This is a genomic window from Pseudarthrobacter sp. AL07 (genome assembly GCF_029960665.1).
Lineage (GTDB): Bacteria > Actinomycetota > Actinomycetes > Actinomycetales > Micrococcaceae > Arthrobacter.
The window spans coordinates 100,391-112,520 of sequence record NZ_JASBRB010000005.1 but is presented as its reverse complement, the minus strand read 5'-3'; the positions used below and the strand labels follow the sequence as shown (position 1 = coordinate 112,520).

Below are 12,130 nucleotides of genomic sequence, written 5' to 3'. Positions count from 1 at the left end.
TTTGCTGTACCCGACGGATAGTTCCCCAATTAGAGCTTGTCCGTCCTGTCATCGCCCTTGTGCCCGCCGCGCAGGTTCTCCTGGACCTTGCCGAAGAGGTCTTTGATGGTGGACTCGGTATTGGTGAGCATGTCCGGCTGCAAATACACGTGCCGGCTGCCGGGAAGGCTGTAACTGGACTGCAGGCCGCCGCTTCCTTCAACGCCCTGCAAAGCGATGGTCACGCTGCCTTCCTTGCGCGCGATGGCCGCGATTTTTCCGAACACCAGTGTGAATTCGTCCGGCTCAAAACTGACTGTCTGACCCACATGGGTCCTGTTGAGTTCGCTGGCCGGGGTGGCTTTCTCGTTGCCAGTTCCTGAGTAGTTCATCATGTGCTCCCTGAGGTGGTTGGCCACTTACGCCAGCAGTCTAGCCCTGCCCCGTGTCGCCGTACATGGCCCTGTTGGATGCCTGCACAATCGAATGCCGCAACCGTGGTCATATCCTCCATTGAGCGGACCAGAGCCCTTCGGGTTGGATGAATATGACCGGCACGCCTGACCGGCACCCGATCATTAAGGAAGACCCGTGACTTCGACGACGAATCGCGCTACTCGGCGGCCGCAGACTGTTCCAGGTCAGCGACCGGGTCAGCGACGGCCTCCAGCTCCCTTTCAGCCAGCCGCGACCGAGACCTGCCCCGACGACTGCCATTACTGCTCGGGTCCGGAAACAGACTGACTCCCCGGCCACAGGTTGAGCAGGGGACGCCAGCCCTGCGAGACTGGGTCCTGAAGCCAAACCATCGACCTTTCAGGAGCCGCCGTATGACGCCGGAGCACCGCACCTCTGCCCGGACAAACCGCATCACCGATCTGTTCGGTACGGACGTTCCGGTGGTGCTGGGCCCTTTCGGCGGGGTCTCTTCCGTGGAGCTGACAGCAGCCGTGAGCGACGGCGGCGGGCTGGGTTCCTACGGTCTGTACGGTTATGGCGCCGACGCCATCCGGAACACAGTGGCTGAGCTGAGGAAGGCAACGGCGAAGCCGTTCGCCCTCAACCTCTGGATTCCTCCCGGCGACGAAACCACCGTGCTCCCCCAGGCGGCCTTCGATCGGTACCTGGAAACCCTGAAGCCGTACTTCGACGAACTGGCCCTTCCGCTTCCGCACATGCCGGACCGCTTCCTGCCCGACTACGAAGAGCAGGTGGAGGCAACGCTGGCGGCGGGTCCCGCCGTCGTCAGCTTTGTGTTTGGTGTGCCCGCGCCGGAACTGATCGAGGCGGCGCATCGGAGTGGCATAGTCGTGGTGGGGACCGCGACCACCGTGGCGGAAGCTGTTGCCCTGGAAGCCGGTGGAGTGGATGCCGTGGTCGCAAGTGGCATGGAGTCCGGCGGCCACCGCGTCTCGTTCCTGAAGCCCGCCGAGGAGTCCCTGATCGGAACTTTTGCTCTGGTTCCGCAGGTGGCTGATGCCGTCAGGATCCCGGTCATCGCTGCCGGGGGAATCGCGGACCGCCGCGGTTACGCAGCCGCCATGGCCCTTGGCGCCGACGCGGTCCAGGTGGGCTCGGCGTTCCTTGCCACTCGCGAATCCGCGGCGGTGCCTGCGTACCGGGCCGTCCTCCACAGCCCCGCCGCGCGGCAAACGGTGCTGACAAGTACCCTCAGCGGACGGCTTGCCCGCGGCATCCCCAACCGCATCATCGCCGAACTCTCAGAGGCCAACGTGGCAAAGGCTGGGCTCTCGGAGGCTGGAATCCCGGAGCGAAGAATAGCCCCGTTCCCCGCCCAGAACTGGCTCACCGGCCGCTTCCGGCCGGAGGCAGCCGCCCAAGGGAACACGGACCTCATGTCGCTTTGGGCGGGGCAGTCCGCAGCGCTGATCCGGCATGACTCGGCCGCGGACGTCCTCGCCGAACTGCTTGCCGGCACGGAGATTTTGTAGGCTCGATACATCCGCGGTTATCCCAGGCCGCGAACCTGGGGCGAGCGCCCATTGACACCGGAGGCAACCTTGACCAAAAAGACCGGCAAATCCAAGAGCAGAAACAAGGACCGGCGGCACCTCAAGGCCGTACCCTCGGCCCCCAAGATGCCCCTGCAGCTGGTCATGAACCACCGGGTGATTGATTCGATGGCTCACGACTTCATTCAGTGGCACGCGACCGAAGACCCTGATCCTGCCGGCGCCTTCGAGTGTCTTGAGCTGGTCAAACTCTTCCTCACGTCGCAGCACGCCATCAACGGTTCGAGTTCGGCCACAGCTATCGACAGTGAAAGCCTGGAGCAGGCGGCCGGAGCAATTGCGGCGTCGTTGGACCCCGACGACATGGAGGAGGCCTTCGACGACATTTACTTCGCCCTTCACTCGTATATCCACTTCCTGAACGGGACCGGCCGCTGGACCGGCACGGACGCCGCCTTTGAGGAGCTCCATTCGGCCCTGGGAAACGGTATCGCCGCGGCAGTCCCGCAACTGCCGGCTATCCAGGTACCTGACCTGAGCGACGACCACCAGGAGGCTGCATTCAATGCCATGCCGCTGATCCAGCGTGCGTCGGCCCTCCTGGAGTGGATCGGAACCGGCAGGGAAATCACCAGTACGGGCGCGCTGCGCCTGAAGAACATCGAACCGGCAGCCGCAGCCGCAGGAGTCCAGGCCCGTGGGAAGCGTGGCGCCAGTGGAGCCGCGCCACCTTTCGATCTGGCAACTGCCAAGGGCCAGCCCGAAACATTGCTCGAAGTCGGAACCATGCACGACGTACCGGTGCTCCGCGAGATCTGGTCAGCCCTGGTGGGGGCAGGCCTGGTCACACTCGGATCCACCAAGGCCATTCCCGGCCCGGAAGTGGCCGCCTGGAACAGCACCCGGCTCAAGGAACGGCTGGACATCCGCCGGATGCTGTCGGTGGTCCTCCTTGCCGGCGTACTCACGGACCCGGACCGGGGGTGGGGCCAAGAAGCGGTCGCCGGGACGCTGCTGGCCGTCCTCACGTATGGCACTACCGACGAACCAATGCCGGTGGCGGAACTCGAACGGATGGCGTTGCCGGACGTTGAGGGCGCCTTGCTTCAGGATGCGGACATCGAGGATACCGAGCTCGAGGACATGGCACTTGAGGAGATCTACGCATCGTTTGCAGCCCTGGAGGCACAGCAGAAATTATCCCTGCTGGCCGAACTGGGATTGGTGGAGGCCGCGACTGATTACCGCGTTCCCCCGGTGGCCATCCAGTGCCTCGACCTGGCCATAGGTTTCCTAAACCTCGCGGACGAGCCATCCGACGCCACAGAGTTCCCATCCAACGTAATCGCGCTGCACGGCCCGGCACACGCCAGTGGCCCGCGCAAAGGCCGATAGAATCTGAACGTTGCAGAAGAACCACAGTTAGAACGCGACTGGAGACCGTCACCGGCGACCGAAATAAGGAGGATCCGTGCGCACCAACCATGCCCGGCCACCCTTCCATTTCCTTCGCGCCGCGTCCCTCTCCACGGGAGTCCTGACTCTTGCCGCCTGGGCCCACGTGGCCGGCGGCGGCGACCTTCCCGCCCCAGGCATCCTGCTGGCCGTGCTCGCAGTGACAGTACTGGCGGCCACCACGGCCACGAGGCTGCGACTCACTTTTCCGGCCATGCTCACGGTCCTGGGCGCCGGCCAGTTCATCCTGCACGAAGCCTTGACGGCCTTCAGTTCCACAGGTAGCGCTGCGAGCATTGCTGCCGCCGGGCTCCATAACGCGCACTTCTCCGGCGCCGCCGCGCCTGTCATGGCAGCCGCCAGCCACATCAATGATTCCGGCTCCACGGGCATCCTGATGCTCCTGACCCACACACTCGCCACGGCCGCCTGCGCCCTCCTGCTTGCCAAGGGCGAGGCCGCGCTGTGGGCTCTGGCCGCGTGGCTGAAGCCCCTCGTCCGGCTCCCGGAAGCGGTAACCCCCGACGCCGCTACGCCGAGTTCGGTGCCCGGCCCACCGGCGGTTCTCCCCCTCCGCCCCTGGCGGAACCTCAGGCAACACAGCCGACGCGGCCCGCCTTCCGCCGTCGTAGCTTCCTGACCCCGCCCGCACGGCACTTCCGCAGGCCGCGGGCCCCACCCCGTACTTCCGCACGCCGCCATGCGGCGTGCGGCCGAAAGGCAATCCCATGACCACCACCTTCCTTCGCCGTACCCTCACCTCTGCAACAGCCACCGGCGGCGCAGCAGTCCTGATCCTGGCCGCAGCAGCAGGCGCGTCGGCCCACGTCGGCGTCACCCCGAACAAAACTGACGCCAATTCCTACGCCCTGCTCACCTTCGGCATCACGCACGGCTGCGAGGAGTCCGACACCACCAAAGTGGCCATCACCCTGCCGGCCGAACTCAACGACGCCCAGCCCACCGTGAACCCCGACTGGACCGTGGAAAAGGTGACCGAGCAGCTTGCCGAGCCGAAGAAACTGGCCGACGGCACGTCCATCACCAAGCGGACCAGCCAGATTGTGTACACGGCAAAGGCTCCGCTGGAGCACGAGCTGCGCGATGCCCTGGTGCTGTCGGTCAAGCTGCCCGATGCGGCCGGCTCCACGCTCTACTTCCCCACGCTGCAGTCGTGCGAAAGCGGGCAGACTGACTGGTCGGAGATCGCCACGGACGGCCAGGACCCGCACTCCCTCAAGGCGCCGGCCCCGTCCATCACCATCACCGAGGCGGCCAGCGCTGACGGCCACGGCGCTGCTGCTTCTACGGCGCACACCACCGAGCAGGCAACCTCGGTGACCGACAGTGGCGCGGACGCCCGCAGCTGGGCGGGGCTTGCTGCCGGTCTCGGCGGACTCGCCCTTGGCGGGGTGGCCTTCGCCCGCAGCAGCTCAAAGCGCCGACAGGAAACGGCCGCGTAACATCGCCGGATTTGATGCCCGGATGATCACGATCCGGGCATCAAATCCTCCCGCAGGCCCGTGGCAGCGTTGACTCCCGTCACAGCAGCAACAAAGGTGGTGCCATGACGTCTCAGCGCATTTCACAAGGGTTTGTTATTACGACGGCGGTCGCGGCGGCGGCGCTGATGCTCACCGCCTGCGGACCGAGCCAGCCGCAGACGCAGGGGACCGCGACGCCGGGGACGACAACGCAGGGGACCAACTCCGCCAGCCCGTCCGCCACGCCGGCGTCTCCGGACGCGTCCCAGTCGCCGCCGTCGTCCACCACCCCGCCCGCTCCCGCGCTCTGCAAGGCGGCCACCCTGTCGGCTGCTACCGATGCGTCCGGCGGGGGCGCGGCGGGCAGCGTCTACATGAAACTGAACCTCACGAACACGGGCACGGCGCCCTGCCTGCTCAAGGGATACCCGGGGGTTTCGCTGACCGCCGACGCCGACGGCGCACCGATTGGCGCGGCGGCGACCCGCGACGAAACCACCCCCGTAGCGGACGTCCTGCTCGCGCCGGACCAGACCGGAACCGCCGTCCTCCGCTACACCCAGGCCGCGAATTACAGCGACTGCACGCTGACGGACGCGGCCGGTTACCGCATCTACCCGCCGGAAGATACGGCGTCGTTGTTCCTGCCGCAGCCCACCAGCGCGTGCACAAATGCGAACATCGCCCTCCTGAGCGTCGGAGCCTTCCAGCCCGCCTGATGCTCTGGGCCCGGCCGGCCTTGGTAAGTACACCTAGTGTCTATGACGTCCCGTCCAGCCTGGCCCGGTGTTTTCCGCAGAAGACAGGTCGGGGCCTACGTTGACCTGACTGCAAGACTACGAGGCCGAGGGGCGCCGGCTCCTGCTGGCAGGCGGAGACGGGCACCATGTGGCGCGGACCGAATCCCAAAAGTCCCACGGGTCGGGTCTGCTGGACTGGGCCCTGGCGCACTTTCCCGGCGCCGTGCCCACGCACATGTGTTCAGCCCAGGACTACCAGGCCACCAATCTGATGCCCTTCTTTGGCCCGCTGGCCCGCGGACGGGGCCGTATATTTTCGGCACCGGCTACAACAAGTGGGGCAGGCAATGGTGTTCCGCGACTGCAGCCGACCGGTGGCGGTCTCTACGGTGAACGGCGCAAGCTCCTCGAAGGCCCAGCCACCAAGGATCTCCCGAGGCTTGGACCTGCCTGATCCGGACGGTTGCCGGCGGTCTGCCCCCGCAGGTAATCAGGTCAGTGGGTTAGGGCATGATGGAGGCATGCAGGAGAACAAGCCGCTGGGAACTGGTCCGGATGTCCTCCCCGGCGCTCAAATGGACCAGTTCAGCCAGTCCACGCGGGACTGGTTCCTTGGGGCATTTTCGGAGCCAACCCCGGCGCAGACCGGCGCGTGGAACGCCATCTCGTCCGGTGCGCACGCCCTGGTGGTGGCACCCACGGGTTCAGGCAAAACGCTCGCGGCATTTCTCTGGGCACTGGACCGACTGCTCGCTGCGGCCCCGGAATTGCCCGGCATGGATGCCCCACCGGTAAAGGGCGAAGCCGGGGGGAGAGTCGAGGCGCCCGTCAAGGTCGTGCGCGCCCGTGCGCCCAAACGCAAGACCCGCGTCCTGTATATCTCACCCCTAAAGGCACTGGGCGTTGACGTGGAACGCAACCTCCGCTCACCCCTGATCGGGATAACCCAGACTGCCAAACGGCTCGGCCTCCCTACTCCCCTGATCACCGTCGGGGTCCGCTCCGGGGATACGACGACGGCTGACCGGCGCGCGCTGCTAAGCCACCCGCCGGACATTCTCATCACCACACCCGAGTCCCTGTTCCTGATGCTGACGTCCAAGGCCCGGGAGACACTCACCGAGGTGGACACCATCATCGTTGATGAGGTGCACGCCGTCGCCGGAACCAAACGCGGCGCCCACCTCGCCGTCTCGCTGGAACGCCTGGATGCACTGCTGCCCAAGCCGGCACAGCGGATCGGCCTGTCCGCGACCGTGGAGCCGCGGGAACTCGTGGCGCAGTTCCTGGCCGGCTCGGCGCCGGTGGAAATTGTTGCGCCGGTATCGCGGAAGAACTGGGATCTGACTGTCTCCGTGCCGGTGGAGGACATGTCCGATCTCCAGGGCGCCGCGGGGGCATTCGATTCCGGCCCGGCCTCGGGCCTGCAGCCGCAGGCATCCATCTGGCCGCATGTGGAGGAAAAGATCGTGGACCTGGTGCTGGCCAACCAGTCCACCATCGTGTTCGCCAACTCGCGCCGGCTCTCCGAGCGGCTCACGGCCCGGCTCAACGAGATCTATGCTGAACGCCAACTCATGGCCGCCGGTGGCGGATGGGATTCGCCGCAGGATGACAGCCTGGCTGGCGGGGCGGCTGACGGGGCGGGATCGACCGGCGGGTCCGCACTGGCGCCGACGTCGACGGCCACCCCGGCGCACATGATGGCGCAGGCCGGCAGTACCGCACGCGCCGATCCGGTGCTGGCCCGCGCCCACCACGGATCGGTATCCAAGGACCAGCGTGCCCTGATCGAGGACGACCTTAAGTCCGGCCGGCTGCGCTGCGTCGTGGCCACGTCGTCGTTGGAGCTCGGCATCGACATGGGCGCCGTGGACCTGGTCGTTCAGGTCGAATCGCCGCCGTCGGTGGCCAGCGGCCTGCAGCGTGTAGGCCGCGCCGGGCACCAGGTCGGCGAGATCTCCCAAGGCGTCCTGTTCCCCAAGCACCGGGCGGACCTCGTGCACACCGCGATCACGGTCGAGCGGATGCTCGGCGGCAAGATCGAACGGCTCAGCGTCCCCGCCAACCCCCTGGACATCCTCGCCCAGCAGACCGTGGCCGCGACCGCGCTCGGCGCGATCGAAGTGGAGGAATGGTTCGCGACCGTCCGGCGCTCCGCCCCCTTCGCTTCGCTCCCCCGCTCCGCCTTTGAGGCCACCCTGGACCTGCTGGCCGGGCGCTACCCTTCCGACGAATTCGCCGAACTGCGTCCGCGGATCATCTGGGACCGCAACGCCGGCACTATCGAAGGCCGCCCGGGCGCGCAGCGCCTCGCTGTCACTTCCGGCGGGACGATTCCGGATCGCGGGCTGTTCGGCGTCTACATCATTGGCACCGAGGTGGAAGGATCCGGCTCCGCGGGCGGCGACGGACGGGCCGCGAGCCCGGCCGCTGCCGCGGCCAAGGGCGGACGACGGGTCGGCGAACTCGACGAGGAAATGGTCTATGAATCACGGGTCGGGGACGTCTTCGCACTCGGTGCGACGAGCTGGAAGATCGAGGACATCACCCACGACCGTGTCCTGGTCACCCCCGCCTTCGGCCAGCCCGGCAAGCTTCCCTTCTGGAAGGGCGACTCCCTGGGCCGTCCCGTCGATCTGGGCCGCGCCCTCGGTGCGTTCGTCCGTGAACTCTCCGCGTCCGACGTCGGGCCGGCCACGGAACGCTGTAAGGCCAGCGGGCTGGACGATTTCGCCGCCAACAACCTCATCCAGTACCTCGCCGAGCAGAAACTCGCCACCGAGGTGGTCCCGAGCGACACAACCCTCGTCGTCGAGCGCTTCCACGATGAGCTCGGTGACTGGCGGGTGGTGCTGCACAGCCCCTTCGGTATGCCCGTCCATGCTCCCTGGGCCCTCGCGGTCGGCCAGCGGCTGCAGCAACGCTACGGGCTGGACGGCTCCGCAATGGCTGCCGACGACGGCATCGTCCTGCGGGTGCCCATGATGGAGGACGAGCCGCCCGGCGCCGAACTGTTCCTCTTCGACCCCGCGGAACTGGAACAGATCGTGACGGCGGAAGTGGGCGGCAGCGCCCTCTTCGCCTCGCGGTTCCGTGAGTGCGCCGCACGGGCACTGCTGCTGCCGCGGCAGAACCCCGGGAAGCGGCAGCCTCTGTGGCAGCAGCGCCAGCGTTCGGCCCAACTGCTGGACGTCGCCCGGAAATACCCGACCTTCCCGATCGTGCTCGAGACCGTGCGCGAGTGTCTGCAGGACGTCTACGATCTTCCGGCGCTGAAGGACCTCGCCGCCGCGGTGGAACGGCGTGAACTGCGGATCGTGGAGACCACCACCCAGCAGCCCTCACCGTTCGCGAAGTCCTTGCTGTTCGGCTACGTCGCCCAGTTCCTGTATGAGGGCGATTCCCCGCTTGCCGAGCGCCGTGCCGCCGCGCTGGCGCTGGATTCGACCCTGCTCAACGAGCTCCTCGGCCGGGTCGAGTTGCGCGAGCTCCTCGACGCCAAGGTCATCGACGCCACCGAACGGGAACTGCAGCGGCTTGCGCCGGACCGGAAGGTACGCGGCATGGAAGGCGTCGCCGATCTGCTGCGCCTCCTCGGGCCGCTGGCCCCGGACGAGGTAGCCGCCAGGCTGGAGACCGTGAACGCAGAAAGCGCTCCGGCGCCGGCGGTAGCTCCCGTCGACGCTGCTGCGCACCTGACCGCGTTGCTGCGGGCCAACCGCGCCATCAAGGTCAACATTGGCGGCATCGAACACCACGCCGCAGTCGAGGATGCGGCCCGGCTGCGTGATGCCCTCGGTGTTCCGCTGCCCATGGGCGTGCCGTTGGCGTTTATCGAACCCGTCGCTGACCCCCTGGGTGATCTTGTTTCCCGGTACGCCCGCACCCACGGGCCGTTCACCGCGGCCGAAGCGGCGGCCCGGCTCGGACTCGGCGTCGCCGTCGTGGGCACTGCGCTGAAGCGGCTCGCAGCTGACGGCCGCGTGGTCGAGGGTGAGTTCCGCCCGCACTCCGCGCTGCCAGAGGACCTGGCCGTCACGGACGAGGCCGCTGCAACCGCTGATGACCGGGCCGGAGCCGCCGGGGCGGTCATTCCTTCACCTGCCGCCGTCGCTCAGCCGCTCGCCGGAGCCAGCGAATGGTGCGACGCCGAGGTGCTGCGCAAGCTTCGCCGCCGCTCACTCGCAGCCCTGCGGGCCGAGGTCGAGCCCGTCGACGCCGCCGCCTATGGCCGGTTCCTCCCCGCCTGGCAAAACGTCCGCGCACCGGGCAGCCAGCGGGGCCAGTCGGTCCTGCGCGGACTCGACGGAATTATCACCGCCGTCGACCAGCTTTCCGGCGTGCCCATCCCCGCGTCAGCATGGGAACCACTGATCCTGGCCAGCCGCGTGGCCGACTATCAGCCGGCCATGCTGGACGAACTGATGGCCGCCGGGGAGGTCCTCTGGTCCGGCGCCGGGGCGCTGCCGGGGAACGATGGCTGGATCAGCCTGCATCTGGCAGATTCTGCCGAGCTGACACTGAATCCTCTGATCGACCACGAGCCCGGGGACGCCCAGCAGCGGCTGCTGGAGCACCTGAAGACCAACGGCGGCGGCTACTTCTACCGGCAGTTGAAGGAGATTGCCGGCGGAATGGACGCCGTGCTCGGCGATCAGGACGTCGTGTCCGCACTGTGGGACCTCGTATGGGCCGGCCGGATCACCGGCGACACGTTCGGCCCCGTCCGGGCAATGATCGCCGGCGGGCACACCGCCCACCGGCAGGCCGCGCGGGCACCTCGTGCCAGGGCGCCGAGGCTGAGCCGCTTGGGCCGGGCGCACGGCACCGGGCTGCTCGGGTCGCCCGGACTCGATGGCGGACGCCACGGTTCCCTCGGGGGAGGTTTGCCCACGCCCCCGCTGGCCGCCGGACGCTGGTCCGCGTTACCCGCCCCCGAGCTTGACCCGACCATCCATGCCCGGGCTACCGCGGAATTACTGCTGGACCGCTACGGTGTGCTGACCCGCGGATCGGTCATGGCGGAGAACATCCTGGGTGGCTTCGGCCTGATGTATAAAGTCCTGGCCCGGTTGGAGGAAGCGGGCCGCTGCCGCCGGGGGTACTTCATCGAACATCTCGGCGCTGCCCAGTTCGCGGTGCCCGCCACCGTCGACCGGCTGCGCTCCTACTCCGAGGACAGCCAACTGTCCAAGCCCGATCCAGTGGCGCTGGCCCTCGCGGCGACTGATCCCGCCAACCCCTACGGTGCGGCCCTGCCGTGGCCGGCCCTGGACGTCGAGGCAGGAACCGGCCACCGCCCGGGCCGGAAAGCCGGTGCCATCGTGGTGCTGGTCGACGGCGCTCTGGTCCTCTACGTCGAACGCGGCGGCAAGACGCTGCTGGCATTCACGGATGACTCCGACATCCTTGCCGCCGCGGGAGAAGCCCTGGTTGGCGTCGTGACCCGCCGTGCGGTGGACAAGCTGATCATGGAAAAAGTCAACGGACACGGCATCCTGGACACCCCGGTCGCCGCCGCCCTGGCCCACGCGGGCGCCTACTCCACCCCGAAAGGATTGAGGATCCGTGCCTGAGGGAGATTCCGTCTGGCGGGCAACCGCCCAGTTGCATGCCGCCCTTGCGGGGCAGGAACTCATCTCCTCGGACTTCCGGGTGCCGCGCTTCGCGACGCTCAACCTGGCCGGCTGGACCGTGACCGAAGTCGTGCCGCGCGGCAAGCACCTGCTGATGCGGCTCCGGCGCCCGGCCGGCGCCGCGGACAGCCGGGCCGGTGACAGCAGCCTGGCCGCTGGCGGCCCAATCCGGCCGGGCGGGGCAAACGAGGGGCTGACCATCCACTCACATCTGAAGATGGAGGGCGCCTGGCAGGTCTATCCGCCGGGCGGCCGGTGGCGGAAACCGGGGTTCACGGCCCGGTGCGTACTGCGGACCGCCACGGCGGACGCCGTGGGTTTCTCGCTGGGAGTCGTCGAAGTGGTCCGCACCTCGGACGAGGACACTGTGGTGGGACATCTCGGGCCCGACCTGCTGGGGCCGGGCTGGGACCTTGCAGAAGCCGAAGCCCGGCTCCGCGCCAACCCCGACGTCCCGATCGGAGTCGCGCTGCTGGACCAGCGGAACCTCGCTGGGATCGGCAATATCTACCGCTGCGAAGCGTGCTTTCTCTCCGGAGTTCACCCCGCCGCGCCGGTGTCCGCAGTGCCGGACCTCACGGCCATGATCACCGACGCGAAGGTCCTACTGGAAGCCAACCTGGGGCCAGGGCGCAGGGTGACCGTACTCAACCCGCGCGGGACACCTGTCGGCCGGACCTCCGGATTGCCCGGTTACTGGGTCTACCGGCGCGAACACCAGGCCTGCCTTAAATGCCGGACCCCGGTGCGCCACGGGGTCCTCGCCAAAGGAACGGGCACCGAGGAACGGGACATCTACTTCTGCCCCAAATGCCAGCCGCTGCCGGGTTCCGCGCACTGACTGACGCAGCACCGTCCGC

General features: G+C 67.8%; 8 protein-coding genes. 7 read left to right on the top strand and 1 reads right to left on the bottom strand.

Annotated features, from left to right (window positions below; all coding sequences use genetic code 11):
• Positions 1–29: 29 nt before the first annotated feature.
• Positions 30–371, bottom strand: a complete 342-nt coding sequence (locus tag QK290_RS07020) for a hypothetical protein (RefSeq protein WP_185262540.1) — start codon at positions 369–371, stop codon at positions 30–32.
• Between the two features lie 438 nt (positions 372–809).
• Here QK290_RS07020 and QK290_RS07015 point away from each other — a divergent pair, with 438 nt between their 5' ends.
• From QK290_RS07015 to QK290_RS06980, 7 genes are all read left to right on the top strand, one after another.
• Positions 810–1,931 carry a nitronate monooxygenase gene (locus tag QK290_RS07015; RefSeq protein WP_282329969.1) on the top strand — a complete coding sequence of 374 codons (1,122 nt, stop codon included), beginning with the start codon at positions 810–812 and terminating at the stop codon, positions 1,929–1,931.
• 69 nt (positions 1,932–2,000) lie between these two features.
• Entirely contained in the window at positions 2,001–3,347 is a 1,347-nt protein-coding gene (locus QK290_RS07010; protein ID WP_282329968.1) for a hypothetical protein, read from the top strand.
• A 76-nt stretch (positions 3,348–3,423) separates the two neighbouring features.
• Positions 3,424–4,047 (top strand): hypothetical protein, encoded by a 624-nt coding sequence (locus QK290_RS07005; RefSeq protein WP_282329967.1) that lies wholly within the window; start codon positions 3,424–3,426, stop codon positions 4,045–4,047.
• Positions 4,048–4,135: 88 nt separating this feature from the next.
• Complete coding sequence (locus tag QK290_RS07000; RefSeq protein ID WP_282329965.1) at positions 4,136–4,870, top strand: YcnI family protein; 735 nt, start codon at positions 4,136–4,138, stop codon at positions 4,868–4,870.
• 104 nt (positions 4,871–4,974) lie between these two features.
• Positions 4,975–5,610, top strand: a complete 636-nt coding sequence (locus tag QK290_RS06995) for a DUF4232 domain-containing protein (RefSeq protein ID WP_282329964.1) — start codon at positions 4,975–4,977, stop codon at positions 5,608–5,610.
• A gap of 542 nt (positions 5,611–6,152) precedes the next feature.
• Positions 6,153–11,210: an ATP-dependent helicase gene (locus tag QK290_RS06985; protein WP_282329963.1), complete on the top strand. Its 5,058-nt coding sequence runs from the start codon at positions 6,153–6,155 to the stop codon at positions 11,208–11,210.
• The gene (locus tag QK290_RS06980; protein ID WP_282329962.1) at positions 11,203–12,111 is read left to right on the top strand and encodes a DNA-formamidopyrimidine glycosylase family protein; all 909 of its coding nucleotides are present in this window, start codon (positions 11,203–11,205) and stop codon (positions 12,109–12,111) included. Before QK290_RS06985 ends, QK290_RS06980 begins: the two co-directional genes overlap by 8 nt.
• The last annotated feature ends 19 nt before the right edge of the window (positions 12,112–12,130 follow it).

Bases quoted from the DNA above. Each gene is read 5' to 3' on its own strand.
- QK290_RS07020 (WP_185262540.1), bottom strand. From the start codon at position 371: ATGAACTACTCAGGAACTGGCAACGAGAAAGCCACCCCGGCCAGCGAA.
- QK290_RS07015 (WP_282329969.1), top strand. From the start codon at position 810: ATGACGCCGGAGCACCGCACCTCTGCCCGGACAAACCGCATCACCGAT.
- QK290_RS07000 (WP_282329965.1), top strand. From the start codon at position 4,136: ATGACCACCACCTTCCTTCGCCGTACCCTCACCTCTGCAACAGCCACC.
- QK290_RS06995 (WP_282329964.1), top strand. From the start codon at position 4,975: ATGACGTCTCAGCGCATTTCACAAGGGTTTGTTATTACGACGGCGGTC.
- QK290_RS06985 (WP_282329963.1), top strand. From the start codon at position 6,153: ATGCAGGAGAACAAGCCGCTGGGAACTGGTCCGGATGTCCTCCCCGGC.